Below are 19160 nucleotides of genomic sequence, written 5' to 3' on the forward strand. Positions count from 1 at the left end.
GTTGAGCTCTTAGCGTGGGGGCTCGACCGACTACGAAGGGATATGCGAGATGACGAGCGAGTCCGGACAACGAGCGGCAGTGGCAGTACTCGGATTGGGCGAAATGGGTTCCGCACTGGCGAATGCCCTTGTGGGCGGCGGACATCCGACCGCGGTGTGGAATCGCACGCCGGGAAGAGCGGATTCGGCGGTCCGCAACGGCGCACATAAAACAGCTACGGCGCGGGACGCGGTCGAGGCGAGCGAGTTGGTGGTCGTCAATGTGAAGGGCAATGCCGTCGCGCGCGACATTCTGGAGTCGGCAGCCGATGTGATCGCCGGACGCACCGTAGTGAACCTGACCGATGGAACCTCTTCAGAGGCAAGGGCAGTGGCCGACTGGGCAACCGAGCATGGCGCGGAGTACCTGCACGGGCAGATCATGACCATCGCACCCGGCATCGGCCAGCGGGAATCCGTGCTGTTCTTCGGCGGCTCCGAAACCGCTTACGACCGTTACCGTTCCGCGCTGGCGCTGCTCGGCGGCAATGGACGGCTGGTTTCCAGCGATGCCGGAGTGCCCGCGCTGTACGGAATGGCAGTGCACGACACCATGTGGGGAATCCTCAACGGATTCCTGCACGCCGCCGCCCTGCTGTCGGATGCAGGCATCGATACGAAACAATTCCTCACCAACGCAGGTCCAGCGGTATCCAACCTCACCGCGTTCCTACCGTTCCTCGCCGAGGAGATCGACAGCGGCGAGCACGCCACCCCCTTCGGCGCGCTGAAGCACCACCTGCCCTCATTGGAAGACCTGGTGCGCGAGAGCGAATCCCGCGGCATCGACGCCGAATTCCCTGGCTACACCAGATCTCTCGTCGCGGACGCGGTCGAAAGCGGTCATGCGGACGACAGCTACTCCCGCCTGGTAGACCACTTCAGAAAGGGTTGAGCACCTACGGGACCGCTGTGAAGAGCTCGTAGCTGTGACCGTCGGGGCGTGCACATAGACCCCGCGCCCACCGGCGAGACGGTTGATCGAGCGGTCCCGGCCATGCTCCGGCCCGGAGCCGTATTCCACCGCGGGCCATGCTCGAGCCACCGCAATACCGCGTCGAAGGTGTCATCGTCGACGAGGAAACCGTAGTGACCGGGCTCGACGGGGCCACGATCGTCGAAATCGAGGGTGAGGTCGTTGTTGACCTGCACCGGAACGAATGGACCTGTCGGCTCGGCCACCGGGCTGACCGCCACCTGGAACGCGGACGATCGGCGCAGGTTCGCCGGATACCTGCAACGACTCACCGACGAACTACAGCGCTGAGGCAGCCAGAATCACGCGCCCCCGATCCACGGCGCCGATTACGCCATCCACGGCTGCGCGATCAAAACCACGTGAGTCATCCGTGGATGTCGTCGGTGGACACCAGGGTCTGGGTTCCGATGACGCGTAATAAATCCAGCTTGTCGGCGGCATCCGTGCCGGGACGCGGCCAATAGACGAGCAGGCGCTGGGCGGCGTTCGGTGTCAGCAGCGTTTCGCAGATGGTGTCGATCAGGCCGACCTGGGGATGCAGGATCCGCTTGGTGTCGGCGACCCGCACCGCTACCTCGTGTTCGTTCCAGAGCCGCTCGAATTCCGCACTCGCGGAACGCAGTTTGCGCACATATTCGGTGACATCGGCGTCACCGGACCGGCGCGCCGCGGTCGCCCGCAGGTCGGCAACATGGTTGCGGCTCAACCGATCCCAGTCGTCCTCCGGGAACATGGACCGGGACCGCGGCTCGGTGAACCAGCGCCATGCGTAGTACCGCTGCATGCCGCGGCGATTTCCGAGATCGCCCAACAGCAGCGTGTGCATCCGGTTCTGCACCAGTACCTCGCCGAGGTCGGTGATCACCGTGGCGGCCGTGTCGTCCAGTTTGGCGAGCACATGCAGCAAGCCGGGTCCGACGTGCTTGTCGCCGAGGTCGCCGCCGGGAGCCGCGTGGTCACAGAGGTGATACAGGTGGTCTCGCTCGTCGCTGCTGAAACGCAATGCCCGCGCCAGCGACGCCAGCACCTGGGTGGACGGACGCGGACCCCGCGACTGCTCCAGCCGGGTGTAATAGTCGGTGGACATACCGGCCAGCAATGCCACCTCGTCCCGGCGCAGTCCGGGAGTGCGACGCCGGACCCCCGGTGGCAGGCCGACGTCGGCCGGCGTCAATTGCTCGCGGCGACGGCGCAGGAAGTCGGCCAATCCGGATCGGTCCATGCCTCCACTGTCCCCGAACCAGCGGCCGCGAGCCAGGGATCGCCTCTCCCCCGATAAACGATCTCTGCCGCAACCATTGCCTGGGCATCACGCTTATCCCATGACGACAACGAAGATCTCCACCACGCAACTCGGCAGCACCGGACCGGCCGTCAGCCGTATCGGCCTCGGCGCGATGGGTATGTCCGGCATGTACGGCGCCGCCGACGACAGCGAATCGACCGCAACCATCCACGCCGCACTCGACGCCGGCGCCAACCTCATCGACACCGGCGACTTCTACGGCGCGGGTCACAACGAGATGCTGATCGGCAAGGCCATCGCCGAGCGTCCCCGCGAGGATGTGGTGCTCAGCGTGAAGTTCGGCGCGCTGCGCGGCCCCGGCGGCACCTGGGACGGCTTCGACAGCAGACCCGCCGCGGTGCGCAACTTCCTCGGCTACAGCCTGCAACGCCTCGGTGTCGACTACATCGACATCTATCGCCCCGCCCGCCTCGACCCGAACGTCCCGATCGAGGACACCATCGGCGCGATCGGCGAACTCGTCGAGGCAGGCTACGTCCGCCATATCGGGCTGTCCGAGGTCGGTGCCGACACCATCCGCCGGGCCGCCGCCGTGCATCCGATCGCCGATCTACAGATCGAATACTCGCTCATCTCCCGCGGTATCGAGGCCGAAATCCTGCCCGTGGCTCGCGAACTCGGCATCGGCATCACTGCCTACGGCGTGCTGTCACGTGGCCTGCTCAGCGATAGCGTGCGCCGGGAAATGACATTCGCCGCGAACGACTTCCGCGCCCACAGCCCGCGCTTCCAAGGCGAGAACCTCACCCAGAACCTGAAACTGGTCGATGCGCTCGCGAAAATCGCTGCGGAGAAGGATGTTTCGGTGGCGCAGCTCGCCATCGCCTGGGTGTTGACCCGCGGCGCGGACATCGTCCCGATCATCGGCGCCCGCCGCCGCGAGCGCTGGACGGAAACCGTCGGCGCACTGGATGTGCGGCTCAGCGCCGAGGATCTGGCCGTCATCGAGGCGGCGATACCCGCCGATCAGATCGCGGGCGACCGCTACGCCACCGCTCAGATGGCCCTGCTCGACAGCGAGCGCTGAGCCGAACATCGGGAGGATGCGCATTCATCGCCGGTGATCGCACCCTCCTGGTGGCACGCGGCCGTCCCGGCCTATGACCGCTTCGGGCGAATAACAGCGGTGAATGCCGCTGCGGCGACGACCTTTCCCGCGTTGTCGGTAATGCTCACCGGAACCTCCAGCTCGATCGCGACGCGGGCCGCGATATCCGCACGGACCTTCCCGAGGGTTTCGGCCGACACCTCCGACGTCGCCAGGAATGGCCCCGCATCACCTTTCGCCCGCGCCAGATACTCGATCCGCCCGTCCCTCGCGACGATGAACGTCTCCCCCATCAGATCGACAATGCCGGAGATGGACGCACCCATCGCCGCCGTCTCCGCCAGTCCGAACAACACCGCGGCATGCAGATCACCGTTGTGGTTGAAGTGCTCGGTGCGCGGCGCGATAGACACAACATTGCGGCCGGGGCCAAACTCCACGCCTTCGATACCGGTGTACTGGATGAACCCCAGCTTCTGAAACCCGGCCATCACCAGATCGCCCATGGTTGCGCTGTCCATCGAACCTCCCACCAGCCATAAAACTGAAACGCGTTCTACTTTCATACCTGGGGCTGTCGCGGTTGTCTATGCAATGGACGCATCGGCGCTCCAGTCAGCCCGGCCCCGGACCTGACGAGCGGCTCACATAGGCCCTGGATGCGAACAGCGCGGTTTGGTGCACGACGGCCGACTCGCGGAGAAACCGGCCTTTGAGATAGGTGGTCGCCCGCGTTGCCTCGGCGACGAGCGCGAACGCCGGATGCCCGGATGCCCGGATGCCCGGATGCCCGGATGCCCGGATGCCCGGAGAGCATATTCTGTATAACTATAGTTATAAGAAGTATAGTTATACTTATGACGGCGCCTCGTAAGCCCAGTCGGGTGTTCGACCGAAACCGAGAGTGGGACGGTCTCGTGCGGTTTGCGACATCGACCAGCCCTGATGTACGGCTGGGCATCGTCAGCGGTCGCCGACGGCAGGGTAAGACCTACCTGCTCGATGCCTTGGTAGAGGTCCTCGGCGGCTTCTTCTTCACCGCTACCGAGGCCACCGAGATGGAGGCGTTGGAGAGATTCGGGCGCGCAGTGGCGAAGTACGCGGGTGGCGGTCGGTACGCATTCAAGGATTGGGATGAGGCGCTCGAGCGGCTGTTCGCGGTCGTCGGCAACGGCCTCGTCGTCATCGACGAGTTCCCATACCTGTGCAAGGCGACCCCCTCGCTGCCATCCCTGCTGCAGCGTGCACTCGACCCGCGCGGCTACGCGCGTCAAGCCGGATCGCGGCTGCTGTTATGTGGGTCGGCAATGTCGGTGATGGGCGGCTTGCTATCGGGCAATGCTCCGCTGCGGGGACGCGCGAGTCTGGAACTGGTCGTCAAACCACTCGGCTATCGAGAATCCGGCTCGTTCTGGGGTATCGACGATCCGCGCCTTGCGGTCCTCGTCCATTCGATCGTTGGAGGCACGCCCGCTTACCGCCGCGAGTTTGTCGCAGGCGATGCCCCGGACTCGCTCGCCGACTTCGACTCATGGGTGCTGCGGACGGTGCTCAACCCGCAGGTTCCGCTCTTTCGTGAGGCGCGGTACCTACTGGCCGAGGAAACCGAGATCCGCGATGTGGCTTTGTATCACGCTGTTCTCGGCGCTATCGCAAGCGGAAACGCGACGCGTGGTGGAATCGCGAGTGCAATCGGGCGCAACTCCACCGATATGGCGCACCCACTGTCAGTGCTCGAGGACGCCCAATTGATCGTCCGCGAGACCGATCCGTTCAACAAGGGAAAGCCGGTCTACCGAATCGCCGAACCACTCATCGTCTTCTACGAAGCGATCATGCGCCGTCATTGGACTCCGCTGGAACGCGGCAATCAGGAAGCCGCATGGCGAAATTCGCAGGCCACCTTTCTGTCACAAGTGGTCGGCCCGCACTTCGAAGGAATCTGCCGCGACTGGGCGATGTCTGCGGAACCGCACGTTTTCGGCGAACTGCCGGGACAGGTCGCTGCCGCGACGGTGAAAGATCCGCAACGGAAAACGCAGATCCAGGTCGATGTCGCGGTACTGGCCCCGGAGGAACCAGGACGTCCGCGCCGCATCCTGTCGCTCGGCGAGGTCAAATGGGATCGCACAATGGCACTCGGCCATCTGGACCGACTTCAGCGGGCGCGAGACTTGCTGTCGGTCAAGGGATATGACACCAGCACGACCGTGCTGACCTGCTACAGCGGCGCGGGTTTCGATAAGCACCTCCGTACCTCCGATCAGGCGCTTCTTATCGACCTGAATGCTCTCTATTCCGTCGCGAAGTGACTCACCACAGCATGTAAATCAACTGTTCTGGACGCAAATCGGCCCCCGCTCCGAAACGGAACGGGGGCCGAATGCTGTTGCAGGGCTACCGAATTACCGGTAGTCGCTGAAACCGTAATCGTCCAGCGGGACCGCGGCACCGGTGGTGGCGCCGAAGCTGTCCGGGCTGTAGTAGGTGTCGTCGTAGGACGGCACCGCGTACGCCGCGGCACGGGCTTCTTCGGTCGGCTGCACCGTGATGTTGCGGTAACGGTTGATGCCGGTACCTGCCGGGATCAGCTTGCCGATGATCACGTTTTCCTTGAGGCCGATGAGCTTGTCCGAGCGGCAGTTGATCGCCGCGTCGGTCAGGACTCGAGTGGTCTCCTGGAACGATGCCGCCGACAGCCACGAATCGGTCGCGAGCGACGCCTTCGTGATACCCATCAGCACCGGGCGACCGGCCGCGGGCTCGTTGCCCTCGGCGACGACGCGACGGTTGGAGGCCTCGAACTCGGAACGCTCGGTGAGCGAGCCGGGCAGGAACTCCGTGGCACCCGAATCGATGATCGTCACGCGACGCAGCATCTGGCGCACGATGACCTCGATGTGCTTGTCGTGGATCGACACACCCTGCGAGCGGTAGACCTCCTGGACCTCGTGGACCAGGTGGATCTGCACCTGACGGGGGCCCATCACGCGCAGCACCTCGTGCGGATCCGCCGCGCCTTCCAGCAACTGCTGGCCGACCTCGACATGGTCACCGTCCGAGAGCAGACGCTCGGTGCCGTCGTCGTGCTTGAAGACACGCAGACGCTGACGCTTCGAGAGCTTGTCGTAGACAACCTCTTCGCCACCGTCATCCGGGATGATGGTGATCTTGTAGAAGCGGTCGTCGTCTTCCATCCGCACGCGGCCGGAGACCTCGGCGATCGGAGCCTTGCCCTTCGGCACGCGGGCCTCGAACAGCTCCTGGACACGCGGCAGACCGCCGGTGATGTCCTCGCCCGCGACACCACCCTGGTGGAAGGTACGCATGGTCAGCTGGGTACCGGGCTCACCGATGGACTGCGCGGCGACGATACCGACGGCCTCACCGATGTCGACCAGCTTGCCGGTCGCCATGGAGCGGCCGTAGCAGGTCGCACACACGCCGGTGCCGGTGGTGCAGGTCAGCACGGAGCGGACCTTGACCTCGGTGACACCCGCGTCCAGCAGCGCCTCGATCGCCGGATCGCCGAGGTCGGCGCCCTTCGCGACAACGAGGTTGCCCTTGCTGTCCACCGCGTCCGATGCCAGGGTGCGTGCGTACGCGGAGGTCTCCACGTGCGCGTCCCTGATCAGCGAGCCGTCGGCCTGCTTCTCCGCGATCGTGACGACGATGCCACGCTCGGTCGCACAGTCGTGCTCGCGCACGATGACGTCCTGCGAGACGTCCACCAGACGACGGGTCAGGTAACCCGAGTCGGCGGTACGAAGCGCGGTGTCGGCCAGACCCTTACGGGCACCGTGGGTGTTGATGAAGTACTCCAGAACCGTCAGGCCCTCGCGGAACGAGGACTTGATCGGCCGCGGGATGAACTCACCCTTCGGGTTTGTAACCAGGCCCTTCATACCGGCGAGGGTACGAGTCTGGGTGAAGTTACCGGTCGCGCCCGACTCGACGATCGTGATGATCGGGTTGTCCGGCGGGTAGTGCGCACGCAGAGCGGTACCGACCTCTTCGGTCGCTTCCTGCCAGATCTTCACCAGTGCGCTGTTGCGCTCGGTGTGATCGAGCGCACCACGCTGGTACTTCTTCTCGATCTGATCGGCAAGCGCCTCGTAGCGCTCCATGATCTCGGCCTTCTCCGGCGGCACAAGCACGTCGGACATCGAGACCGTCACACCCGAACGCGTCGCCCAGTGGAAACCGGCGTCCTTGAGCTTGTCGACGGTCTGCGCGACCACGATCATCGGGTAGCGCTCGGCGAGATCGTTGATGATCGTCGCCTGACGCTTCTTCGGCATCTGCTCGTTGATGAACGCGTAATCCGCGGGCAGCAACTCGTTGAACAGCACGCGACCGAGGGTGGTCTCGGCCAGCCACGCGTCGCCGCGGTTCCAGCCGTCCGGGAACAGCTCCGCCTCGATCTCGCGCGGCGGGCGCTGCTCGGTGAGCCGCACCTTGATCTGCGACCGCACGGTCAGCTCGCCACGATCGACGGCCATCTGCGCCTCGGCGGGCGAGGAGTAGACGCCGTGCTCGTTGGCCGACTTGGTGGCGGCCTGGTACTGACCGATCTCGTCGTCCACCTTGCGGGTCAGGTAGTACAGACCCGTCACCATGTCCAGACGCGGCATGGCGAGCGGTCGACCCGATGCGGGCGACAGGATGTTGTTCGAGGACAGCATCAGGATGCGGGCCTCGGCCTGCGCCTCCGCGGACAGCGGAAGGTGCACGGCCATCTGGTCACCGTCGAAGTCGGCGTTGAACGCTTCACAGACGAGCGGGTGCAGCTGGATCGCCTTGCCCTCGACGAGCTGCGGCTCGAAGGCCTGGATTCCCAGACGGTGCAGCGTCGGTGCCCTATTGAGCAGCACCGGGTGCTCGGCGATGACCTCTTCGAGGACATCCCACACCTGGGGACGCTGACGTTCGACCATCCGCTTGGCGGACTTGATGTTCTGCGCGTGGTTCAGGTCGACCAGACGCTTCATCACGAACGGCTTGAACAGCTCCAGCGCCATCAGCTTGGGCAGACCACACTGATGCAGCTTCAGCTGCGGACCGACGACGATGACCGAACGGCCCGAGTAGTCGACGCGCTTGCCGAGCAGGTTCTGACGGAAACGACCCTGCTTGCCCTTGAGCAGATCGCTCAGGGACTTCAGCGGGCGGTTACCCGGTCCGGTGACCGGACGTCCACGACGGCCGTTGTCGAACAGCGCGTCCACGGACTCCTGCAGCATCCGCTTCTCGTTGTTGACGATGATCTCGGGCGCGCCGAGGTCGATCAGTCGCTTGAGGCGGTTGTTGCGGTTGATCACGCGGCGGTACAGGTCGTTCAGGTCGGAGGTGGCGAAACGGCCACCGTCGAGCTGAACCATCGGACGCAGCTCCGGCGGGATCACCGGAACGGCGTCGAGCACCATGCCCATCGGCGAGTTGCCGTTGGACTGGAAGGCCGCGACGACCTTGAGGCGCTTGAGCGCGCGCAGCTTCTTCTGGCCCTTACCGCTGCGGATGGTCTCCCGCAGGTTCTCGGCCTCGGCGTTGATGTCGAAGTTCTCCATCAGCTTCTGGATGGACTCCGCACCCATGGCGCCGGTGAAGTACTCGCCGTAACGGTCGACCAGCTCGCGGTAGAGCACCTCATCGACGATGAGCTGCTTGACCGACAGCTTGGTGAAGGTGGTCCAGATCTCCTCGAGCCGGTCCAGCTCACGCTGGGCCCGATCCCGGAGCTGACGCATCTCGCGCTCGCCGCCGTCCTTGACCTTGCGGCGGACATCGGACTTGGCACCCTCGGCCTCGAGCTCGGCCAGGTCGGCCTCGAGCTTCTGGGCACGGGCCTCCAGATCGGCGTCGCGCTGATCGGCGACGGCCTTCTTCTCGACCTCCATCTCGGCTTCGAGGGTGGAGAGCTCGTTGTGACGCAGCTCGTCGTCGACGCCGACAATGACGTAGGCGGCGAAGTAGATGATCTTTTCCAGATCCTTCGGCGCCAGGTCGAGCAGGTAACCGAGGCGCGAAGGCACGCCCTTGAAGTACCAGATGTGGGTGACAGGAGCGGCCAGCTCGATGTGGCCCATCCGCTCACGACGCACCTTGGCGCGAGTTACCTCGACGCCACAGCGCTCACAGATGATGCCCTTGAAGCGGACGCGCTTGTACTTGCCGCAGTAGCACTCCCAGTCCCGGGTAGGACCGAAGATCTTCTCGCAGAAGAGCCCGTCCTTCTCCGGCTTGAGCGTACGGTAGTTGATGGTCTCCGGCTTCTTCACTTCGCCGAAGGACCACTGCCGGATGTCTTCGGCGGTGGCCAGGCCGATCCGGAGTTCATCGAAGAAGTTGACGTCTAGCACGTAACTTCCTTTCCCCTATTCGGGTCGAATTCGAGCAAAAAGTTCACTAGTTGGTGGAACGCGGGGCCGAATGCCGTTCGAAAAGAACGACATCCGGCCGACCGCCTAGTTCGCCAGATCGTCGACGGTGGCTGCTTCGTTCCTGGACAGGTTGATGCCCAGGTTCGCCGCCGCGCGCTCCAGGTCCTCGTCGTCGCCATCGCGCATCTCGATCGCGGCACCGTCGGAAGACAGCACCTCGACGTTGAGGCACAGGGACTGGAGTTCCTTGAGGAGCACCTTGAACGACTCCGGGATGCCCGGCTCCGGAATGTTCTCGCCCTTGACGATCGCCTCGTAGACCTTCACGCGGCCGACAACGTCATCGGACTTGATGGTGAGCAGCTCCTGCAGCGTGTAGGCCGCGCCGTAGGCCTGCATGGCCCAGCACTCCATTTCGCCGAAGCGCTGACCACCGAACTGCGCCTTACCACCCAGCGGCTGCTGCGTGATCATCGAGTACGGGCCGGTCGAACGGGCGTGGATCTTGTCGTCGACCAAGTGGTGCAGCTTCAGGATGTACATGTAGCCGACCGCGACCGGGTACGGGAACGGCTCGCCGGAACGACCGTCGAACAGGGTCGACTTGCCGTTCTCGTCGACCATGCGCTCACCATCGCGGTTCGGCAGGGTCGAAGCGAGCAGACCGGTCAGCTCCTCTTCGCGGGCACCGTCGAACACCGGGGTCGCGATGTTGGAGTCGGCCGGAGCCGCCAGCATCTCTTCCGGCAGCGCCTTGGCCCAATCCGGACGGTTCGCGCCATCCGCATCGGCCCCGACGTCCCAGCCTGCCTTGCCGATCCACCCGAGGTGGGTCTCCAAGATCTGGCCGATGTTCATACGACGCGGCACACCGTGGGTGTTCAGGATGATGTCGACCGGGGTGCCATCAGGCATGAACGGCATGTCCTCGGTGGGGAGGATCTTGCCGATAACACCCTTGTTTCCGTGGCGACCGGCGAGCTTGTCACCGTCCTGGATCTTGCGCTTCTGCGCCACATACACGCGCACCAGCTCATTGACACCCGGAGGCAGATCGTCGTCGTCCTCACGCGAGAACACACGAATACCGATCACCTTGCCCGACTCACCGTGGGGCACCTTCAGCGAGGTGTCACGCACCTCGCGCGCCTTCTCACCGAAGATCGCGCGCAGCAACCGCTCCTCCGGGGTCAGCTCGGTCTCACCCTTCGGGGTGACCTTGCCGACCAGGATGTCGCCGTCACGAACCTCGGCGCCGATACGGATGATGCCGCGGTCGTCGAGATCGGCCAGCACCTCGTCGGAGACGTTCGGGATGTCCCGGGTGATCTCCTCGGCGCCCAGCTTGGTGTCGCGGGCGTCGATCTCGTGCTCTTCGATGTGGATCGAGGTGAGAACGTCCTCTTCCACGAGACGCTGCGACAGGATGATCGCGTCCTCGTAGTTGTGGCCCTCCCACGGCATGATCGCCACGAGCAAGTTCTTGCCAAGGGCCATCTCACCGTTCTCGGTGCACGGACCGTCGGCAAGCACATGGCCCTGTTCGACCCGCTGACCCTCATCCACGATCGGACGCTGGTTGGCACAGGTGCCCTGGTTCGAACGCGCGAACTTACGCATCCGATAGGACTTGCGAGTGCCGTCATCGGCCATCACGGTGATGTAGTCGGCGGAAACTTCCTCGACCACACCGGACTTCTCGTTGACGACCACGTCACCCGCGTCGACGGCAGCGCGCAGCTCCATACCGGTACCCACGATCGGGGACTCGGAACGGATCAGCGGAACCGCCTGGCGCTGCATGTTCGCACCCATCAGGGCACGGTTGGCGTCGTCGTGCTCGAGGAACGGAATCATCGCGGTCGCGACCGACACCATCTGGCGCGGCGACACGTCCATGTAGTCGACCTCGGCGGCCGAGACGAACTCGACCTCTTCACCGAGACGACGGACGAGGACCTTGTCCTCGAGGAAGCGACCCTCGACGTCGACCGGCGAGTTGGCCTGCGCACGGATGTGCCGGTCCTCCTCGTCGGCGGTCAGGTACACGACGTCGTCGGTGACCTTGCCATCGACGACCTTGCGGTACGGAGTCTCGATGAAACCGAACGGGTTGACCCGCGCGTACACCGACAGCGAACCGATCAGGCCGATGTTCGGGCCTTCCGGGGTCTCGATCGGGCACATGCGGCCGTAGTGCGAGGAGTGGACGTCACGGACTTCCAGACCGGCGCGCTCACGGGACAGACCACCGGGGCCAAGGGCCGAAAGGCGGCGCTTGTGGGTCAGACCCGACAGCGGGTTGTTCTGGTCCATGAACTGCGAGAGCTGGGAGGTTCCGAAGAACTCCTTGATCGCGGCCACGACGGGACGGATGTTGATCAGGGTCTGCGGCGTGATCGCCTCGACGTCCTGAGTCGTCATCCGCTCGCGGACCACGCGCTCCATCCGCGAAAGGCCGACCCGGATCTGGTTCTGGATCAGCTCGCCGACAGTACGCAGGCGACGGTTGCCGAAGTGGTCGATGTCGTCGACCTCGACGGGAACCTCCGCGCCACCCGGCGCGGTCATCATGCGATCACCCGAGTGCAGACGCACCAGGTACTCGATCGTGGTGACGATGTCTTCCTTGGTGAGCACCGACGCGGTGATCGGCTCGCCGAGGTGGATACCCAGCTTCTTGTTGATCTTGTAGCGACCGACGCGCGCCAGGTCGTAGCGCTTCTCCTTGAAGAACAGGTTCTCCAGCAGGGTCTGCGCGGACTCCTTGGTCGGCGGCTCGCCCGGACGCAGCTTGCGGTAGATGTCCAGCAGCGCCTCGTCCTGACCGGCGGTGTTGTCCTTCTCCAGCGTCGACATCATGATCTCGGAGAAGCCGAAACGCTCGACGATCTCCTCGGTCGTCCAACCCAGCGCCTTCAGCAGCACGGTGACCGGCTGCCGACGCTTGCGGTCGATACGGACACCGACGGTGTCGCGCTTGTCGACGTCGAACTCCAACCAGGCGCCGCGGCTCGGAATGACGCGCACGCTGTGCAGGTCCTTTTCCGTGCTCTTGTCGACGCTGTTGTCGAAGTAGACACCCGGCGAACGCACCAACTGCGAAACGACGACGCGCTCGGTGCCGTTGATGATGAACGTGCCCTTGTCGGTCATCATCGGGAAATCACCCATGAAGACCGTCTGGCTCTTGATCTCACCGGTGTTGTTGTTGATGAACTCAGCGGTGACGAACAGCGGCGCCGCGTAGGTCATGTCCTTGTCTTTGCACTCGTCGATGGAGGCCTTGACCTCTTCGAAACGAGGATCCGAGAAAGACAGGGACATCGAGCCCGAGAAGTCCTCGATCGGCGAGAGCTCCTCGAGCACCTCCTCGAGACCCCCCGTTAGCCCGCCGTCACCGCGGAGCGCGGCTTTTTCACGCCATGAAGGCGATCCGATCAACCATGCAAATGAGTCCGTCTGTAGATCGAGAAGTCCGGGCACCTCCAAGGGTTCACGGATCTTCGCGAAAGACACCCTCAATGGGGCTCCGGGGATTCCGGCAAGTGCCTTGGTCTGGGTGGAGACTGCCAAGATGCGTCCTTCCAGCACCTCACGCGCGTCGCGTGGTGGTCCGCGACCGTCGCTTGTCTGCTACGAATTCCGCTGGTTACAACCCGAACGAAACCCGAACAGGCAACAGCGGAAGTAACACCGGAAGGGTGGAACTTACGTGTGCGAATCGAGGTATGGACAGGAGGCAGCCAGCGCAACGTCCAAACCTACACCCATATACGCCGAGGTGTCAAAGTACCACCAGAACGAGCCTCCGCGTGGCGGCGCGCCGTGACCGAAATGGCTGACGCGCCGGGTCCGAATCGCTGGCTGCGTCCGGGAGCCACGGGGCGCTTGGAGCCACTGTGACAGCTGCCGCTGTTGTGAATAGCGTGACGGGTCTGGCGAAACTCGTCAAGTGGCAGCATCGACCAGGGCCGCACCGAGATCGCCTGCCGCGCTACAAGATCACCCGCCTGAGCGGCTCAATTGCGATCGACGATGTCGCTGGCGAGCCAGCGACCGTCCTTTTTCTGCATGCGAAGCACGACCGGACCGGACGCGCTTTCCTGCGCGACACCGTCCTTGTTCGCGCTGACGACCAGGTTCACCATCAGCTCGGCCCGATCATCGGTGAGCAAGGTCACTCCAATTGGCGTGGCCTCGACATCGGCGCTGGTCTGCGCCTGTTTTATGGCCGCGATGTTGGTGTCGGCGAACTTGTCGAAGTCGGTGAGCATCTGCCCGGTGACGACCTGACGCACCGCGTCCTTGTAGCCGTCGAGCTGCTTCACGTCGTAGGCGAACACGGTGCGCAGCGCGTGCTCGGCGGCCGCGCTCACTTCCTCGGTGGCCTTGGTGTTCACGAATGCCTCGTTGGAATCGTCAACGCCCGGCCGGAACGCCGCGAGCACAGCGAACGCGGTGAGTAATGCCGTCGCGAGGACGCACGTCAGGACTAACCGCCAGCCCGAGCCCATGGGGCGTAGGAGCCGCCGAGGCGGGCGCGGGGCGTTCGGCTGCGGCTTGCCGTGGTCGGAGGTCTCCACGCTGCCCGCGACCCGGGGGCGGCGGGTACTCGCGGTGCGCTGCTCGTCGGCGCCGCGGCGCGGGCCGCCGGTCCGGCGCGTAGCCGCGGTCTGCGACCCGGCACGGTCCGCAGCAGGCCGATTCCTAGGGGTAACCCGGTTGACGGGTCGTTTGGATGCCATGAATCGGTCCTCCTACGAGCCGGGCTTGATCGGGGGCGCGGGCGCCGGGGCACCGGGCACCTGCGCTTGGGCCGGGTCGACCTTCGTCGGCGCATCCAGCGGCACCGGCTGTCCGAGCGATTTCGCCTGCTCCGCCTTCCAGACGTCGCCGACCTTGATCAGATCCAGGGTCCAGGTCTGCCGGAAGCTGACAGGTGCGACATCGGGCACGCTGCGCGTCACCTGTAGCACCACCAGTGCCGATGCCCGGTCACGCTCGGAGTTCAACGAGGTCAACGAGGCGCCGAGAGCTTTCGCCGCCAGCTTGGTCTTGGCCTCTGTTGCCGTCGTCCTGAGCTGTTGCTGGCCCTTGGTCGCCTCGTCGAGCAGCTGCCCGGTCATCGACGACTCGATGTTCTCGATGGAGCCGTCCACGTCGGACGGGTCCAGCGACATCAGGTTGATCGCGGCCTGTCTTGCATCGGTGAGCGCGGCATCGCGCGCTTCGGCGCGTGGGCCGTCGGTGAAGTAGGCCGCGCGCACCCAGCCCGCGCCGAACCAGGTCGCCACCGCCAGCGCGATGACAAGCGCAGCCATTGCGGCCACACTGACGGCAAACGGCGGGCGGCCACCCGAGCCGGTGTCGGCAGGCACGGAATCGGCCAGCGGCGCGATCGGCTCAGCGGTCGGCGACTCGGCGGCAGGCTCGGAAGGGGCAGCCGCCGCGGCTTCGGATTCCGTGGAATCGGCCTCGGTATGTTCCGGCGTTTCCTTGGAAAGATCGGGGCTCACAAACTGCACCTCGCTGACGCTCGGTTCCGTCGTGCCCCGTGGCGCTGTGCCCATGGTTCGCTCGCTGCGCTCACTCACGACTGCACACCCTAACGTCAGTAATTATCGCGGCGAAGCCGCGTCGGTCCTGGTCACCGCTTGGGCGTGACCCCCAGCAGCGTCGCCATCTGGACGGCGATCGGGTTCAGGTTCAGCTTTTCCGGATCGGTCTTGGGGTTGGAGTCCCACGGCTGCACGATGCTCGGGTCGGCGAGGTCGGCCCGCTCCCCACCGCGCACCGCAGTCGGATTACCAAAGGGCACAGTGCATTTCGCGTCCCGATTGAATGGGAACTCGTCGCGTGTGTCGTCGAAGTCCGGGTTCTCCCGCTTCATCTGCTCGAGGATGGCCGTGGTCCCCTCGTAGCCCTGTGTGCAGGCGGGCGGGTTGTTGGCCTCGAGCACCAGGCCGAAGTGGCTGGTGCCGTCGCCCGGCGCGGTCGAGGAGGCGCCGATGGACAGCTGCGGCAACATCTGCAGCAGCGGACGCAGCGCGTAGAACTTGGGCGAGATGGACTGCAGCAGCTGCCGCAGGTTCGCCAGATCCTCGGTCAGTGCGCCACCGCTCTCGTTCAGTAGTGCACCGATCTGCTCACCCGCATCAGTGCCCGTCCCGATCAGCCTGCGCAGATCCGGGTCGCTTGCGCGCAACTGGGCGCTCAGCAGATCGAGGCCATTGCTGAATTCCCGGATGGCACCGGATTGTTCGACCTGGGTGCCGAGCGCGATGCGGCCGTCCTTGATCAGCTGGATCGTCTGCGGCAGTGTCTCGTTGAACGTTGCGGTGAAGTTGTTCAGCGATTCGACGAGCACCTGTAGGTCGTCGCCTTTGCCGTCGAAGGCCTTGCCGAGTTCGGTGACGGTGATGTTCAGCGCGTCGAGATCGACCGTGCTCGTGAAGCCGTCCACACTCGCGATCAGCTGCTCGATCGGCACCGGCGTGGTCGCCGAAGTGATCACCGAACCGTCTTTCAAATACGGGCCGCGATCGGTATCGGGCTGCAGGTCCACGTATTGCTCGCCGATGGCGGAGCGATTGGCGACGACGGCCTTGGCCGAGGCCGGGATGTCCGGCGAGCTCGAGTCGATGACGAGGTTCATCACCACGCCCGTGTCGGAGAGCTCCAGATCGCCGACCCGGCCCACCGGAACGCCGCGATAGGTCACCTCGGCGCCCTTGTAGAGGCCGCCGGTCTGCGCCGTCTCCACCTTCACCGTGTACAGGCCGAAGCCGAGCATGTTGTCGAGGCGGATGTACTTGGCGCTGACGAGCACCACGCCTACCACCGCGAGTACCACGAAGAGGATCAGCTGGTTGCGGACCAGACGGGTCATCGCGGACCACCTCCCACACCGAGTTGGTCGAGAATCGCCCCGAGCGGATCGGAGGCCGGTGCCGGGCCGTTGGCGGGCGCGAAGGCCATGTTCGGCGGCAGCGGCAGAATCGACACCGTCGGCCAGCCCGGTCGCGGGCCGTTGCCGTTGTAGTACGGGTTCGTCGGATTCACCGGCACCGCGGGACCGATCGGCGGGATGTACACCGGATCACCCATGCCGACGCCGAGATTGGTCAGCGTGACGCCGATCTGCTGATCCACCGAAAGCCAGGTGTTCACCTGGCCGCCGAAGGTGCCCTCCAGCGACGAGTCGGGGAACGGATAGGTCGGCACCAGCGGCAGCGCGGTCACCAGATCCGGTGCGGCACGGCCGAGTTCCTGCAGTGTGGGCCGCAGTGCGCGCAGATCGGTGATGAGGTCGTTCTTCGAGGTGTTCAACACGTCGAAGCCGGCTTGGCCGACCCGATCCAGTTGTGTCAGCAGCGAAATCAACTGGGGGCGTTGCTCATTGAGGATCTTGATGCCCTCGGGCAGCTCGTCGAGAATCTTGCCGATCTGATCGGTCTGGGTGGCCACCCGGCTGCTCAGCGTGGCAAGACCATCGATGGCCCTTGTGATGTTGTCGACCTGCGCGTCCAGCCCGGCGATCAGTGTGTTCGCCTGCTCGAGCAGCGAACGCACCCGCTCCTCGCGGCCGCCGATGGTTCGATTCAGTTCGGTGACGATGGGCTGCAGGTAGGCGACGCCACCACCGTTGAGCAGCAACGACATCGCGCCGAGTACCTGCTCGATCTCGGTGGCGTAGCGGGTGTTTTCGATCGGGATCACCGAGCCGTTGGTCAGCTTCTTCGTGTCCGGATCCGCCGTGGGCTTGGACAGCTCGATGAACTTCTCGCCCAGCAGGCTCGTCTGCTTCACCTCGGCCCGCGCGTTCGCGGGCAGCTCGACCGAGCCGTTCACAACGGCGCGCACGCTCGCGGTCCACTGGTCCTTGCCGAGGACGATCTCCTCCACCCGGCCGACCGGTACGCCCTCGACCTTCACCGCGGACTGCGGCACCAGGTCGAGCACGTCGTCGAACTGGATGTCGATGCGCATCGGATGCGCACCGATATCGGCGCCACCTGGCAGCGGAACGCTGTAGATACCGTCGGAGGCGCACGAGGCGACCAGCAGGCCGACCGCGCTCAGCGCCACGACCGCGACGCCATGGCGCAGCCGATGCGAACGAATCCTGTTGCGGCTCATCGGCCACCTCCCTGCGACGGCGGAAGCTGGTCGGACGGGGTACCAGGAACGGTGCCGGGCACCGGGTCGCGCTGCTGGTTCTCGTTGCTGAGGATGCCGAACGGCAGGATCAGCGTCGGCGTCTTCACACCCGCGGTGATCTGGTCGGTGATCTCCTTGCAGTGCTCGAGTAGCGGGCGCATCTGCTTGCCGATGGCCTCGAACTTCGGATCGCCCGGCATCAGCTTGCCGAGGTCGAGCATCTTGCACACGACACCGAACGGGTCCTGCAGATCGGTGAAGTTGGCCCGCATGTCGAGCGTGCCCGACTCGGCGTTGTGCACGTTGATCAGGTTGCTCAAAGCCAGCGGCAGTACCGGCAGCGCGGCCGCCAGGTCGTCGCGCTGGTCGGCGAGCGTCTTGGTCAGCGAGGTCAGCGCCTGCGCGTTGTCGGCGATCAGGTCGCGGTTGTTGTCGATGAACCTGGCGACATCGCCGAGCCCGATCGACAGCAGGTTCAGGGCCTCACCGAGGTTCTGCCGTTCGTCGGCGAGGAACCCGGACAGATCGGCAAGCTGCACGTTGAATTGGCGCACCTGCGAGTCGTTCTGGGCCAGCATCGTGATGAACGACTGCAAGTTCTTGACCGTTTCGAAAATGTCCCCGCGCGCGTCGGACAGATACCGCGCCGCCCGCGAGAGCTGAGTGATGCTGTTGGCCAGCGCCTCTCCATTGCCCGCCAAGTTCGCCGCCGAGGTGCGCACCAGCTCGTTCACCGCGCCCTCGGCATTGGCACCGTTGGGGCCCAACGCATCCGACAGCTCGGTGATGCTCTTGTACAGCTCATCGACCTCGACCGGCGTGACCGTGCGGTCCCGCGGAATGGTCGCGGTGCGGCCCATCTTCGGCCCGCCGGTGTACACCGGCGTCAGCTGGATGAATCGGTCGGAGACCACCGAGGGGGTGATCTGCGCGGCCTTGGCGTCGGCGGGCACGTCGTATTTGCGGTCGACGTCCATGACGACCTTGACCTGCTCGCCCTGCGGCTCGACCGAGGAGACCCTGCCTACCGGCACCCCGAGGACCCGCACGTCGGAACCCTCGTAGATGCCGACGGAGCGATCGAAGTACGCGGTGATTTTGGTCGTGGTCATCCGGTCGAACAGCCACCACAGCACCCCGGCCGCGAACAGCGCCGCCACCACGACCAACGCGATAGCCACCTTGGTGCCGCGACTGGAGGACCGCAGTGCGGTCAACGGTTCACCGCGCCAGCTCGTCGCCATG

The 19160-nt window shown here is 64.9% G+C and carries 13 protein-coding genes; 4 read left to right on the forward strand and 9 right to left on the reverse strand.

What is annotated here, in order from left to right:
• Positions 1–49 precede the first annotated feature (49 nt).
• Together ACFQZZ_RS26695 and ACFQZZ_RS26700 are read left to right on the forward strand one after the other, a co-directional pair.
• Positions 50–934: an NAD(P)-dependent oxidoreductase gene (locus tag ACFQZZ_RS26695; protein ID WP_378686293.1), complete on the forward strand. Its 885-nt coding sequence runs from the start codon at positions 50–52 to the stop codon at positions 932–934.
• Between the two features lie 243 nt (positions 935–1177).
• Complete coding sequence (locus tag ACFQZZ_RS26700) at positions 1178–1306, forward strand: hypothetical protein (protein ID WP_378686294.1); 129 nt, start codon at positions 1178–1180, stop codon at positions 1304–1306.
• A 76-nt stretch (positions 1307–1382) separates the two neighbouring features.
• Here the strand turns inward: ACFQZZ_RS26700 and ACFQZZ_RS26705 are convergent, their stop codons facing one another.
• Positions 1383–2240: a helix-turn-helix transcriptional regulator gene (locus ACFQZZ_RS26705; protein WP_378686295.1), complete on the reverse strand. Its 858-nt coding sequence runs from the start codon at positions 2238–2240 to the stop codon at positions 1383–1385.
• A gap of 100 nt (positions 2241–2340) precedes the next feature.
• Here ACFQZZ_RS26705 and ACFQZZ_RS26710 point away from each other — a divergent pair, with 100 nt between their 5' ends.
• Positions 2341–3351 (forward strand): aldo/keto reductase, encoded by a 1011-nt coding sequence (locus ACFQZZ_RS26710; protein WP_378686297.1) that lies wholly within the window; start codon positions 2341–2343, stop codon positions 3349–3351.
• Between the two features lie 71 nt (positions 3352–3422).
• Here the strand turns inward: ACFQZZ_RS26710 and ACFQZZ_RS26715 are convergent, their stop codons facing one another.
• On the reverse strand, positions 3423–3893 hold the full coding sequence (locus tag ACFQZZ_RS26715; protein WP_378686299.1) for a PaaI family thioesterase: 471 nt from the start codon (positions 3891–3893) through the stop codon (positions 3423–3425).
• A gap of 336 nt (positions 3894–4229) precedes the next feature.
• On the opposite strand from ACFQZZ_RS26715, the gene ACFQZZ_RS26720 reads away from it, so the two are divergent.
• Entirely contained in the window at positions 4230–5684 is a 1455-nt protein-coding gene (locus ACFQZZ_RS26720) for an ATP-binding protein (RefSeq protein WP_378686301.1), read from the forward strand.
• 93 nt (positions 5685–5777) lie between these two features.
• Here the strand turns inward: ACFQZZ_RS26720 and ACFQZZ_RS26725 are convergent, their stop codons facing one another.
• The 7 genes from ACFQZZ_RS26725 to ACFQZZ_RS26755 form a co-directional block, all read right to left on the reverse strand.
• Positions 5778–9731, reverse strand: a complete 3954-nt coding sequence (locus ACFQZZ_RS26725) for a DNA-directed RNA polymerase subunit beta' (protein ID WP_378686302.1) — start codon at positions 9729–9731, stop codon at positions 5778–5780.
• Positions 9732–9836: 105 nt separating this feature from the next.
• The gene (locus tag ACFQZZ_RS26730) at positions 9837–13346 is read right to left on the reverse strand and encodes a DNA-directed RNA polymerase subunit beta (protein WP_378686304.1); all 3510 of its coding nucleotides are present in this window, start codon (positions 13344–13346) and stop codon (positions 9837–9839) included.
• Positions 13347–13774: 428 nt separating this feature from the next.
• The gene (locus ACFQZZ_RS26735) at positions 13775–14500 is read right to left on the reverse strand and encodes a hypothetical protein (RefSeq protein WP_378686305.1); all 726 of its coding nucleotides are present in this window, start codon (positions 14498–14500) and stop codon (positions 13775–13777) included.
• Positions 14501–14512: 12 nt separating this feature from the next.
• Positions 14513–15271 (reverse strand): hypothetical protein, encoded by a 759-nt coding sequence (locus tag ACFQZZ_RS26740; protein ID WP_378686307.1) that lies wholly within the window; start codon positions 15269–15271, stop codon positions 14513–14515.
• Between the two features lie 131 nt (positions 15272–15402).
• Positions 15403–16644 (reverse strand): MCE family protein, encoded by a 1242-nt coding sequence (locus ACFQZZ_RS26745; RefSeq protein ID WP_378686309.1) that lies wholly within the window; start codon positions 16642–16644, stop codon positions 15403–15405.
• Positions 16641–17894, reverse strand: a complete 1254-nt coding sequence (locus tag ACFQZZ_RS26750; RefSeq protein WP_378686311.1) for an MCE family protein — start codon at positions 17892–17894, stop codon at positions 16641–16643. Before ACFQZZ_RS26750 ends, ACFQZZ_RS26745 begins: the two co-directional genes overlap by 4 nt.
• Positions 17891–19159, reverse strand: coding sequence for an MCE family protein (locus tag ACFQZZ_RS26755; RefSeq protein ID WP_378686313.1), 1269 nt, complete (start codon positions 19157–19159; stop codon positions 17891–17893). Before ACFQZZ_RS26755 ends, ACFQZZ_RS26750 begins: the two co-directional genes overlap by 4 nt.
• Position 19160: the final 1 nt, after the last annotated feature.

It is taken from the genome of Nocardia sp. GCM10030253 (genome assembly GCF_042675075.1).
In the GTDB taxonomy this organism is placed as follows: Bacteria; Actinomycetota; Actinomycetes; order Mycobacteriales; family Mycobacteriaceae; genus Nocardia.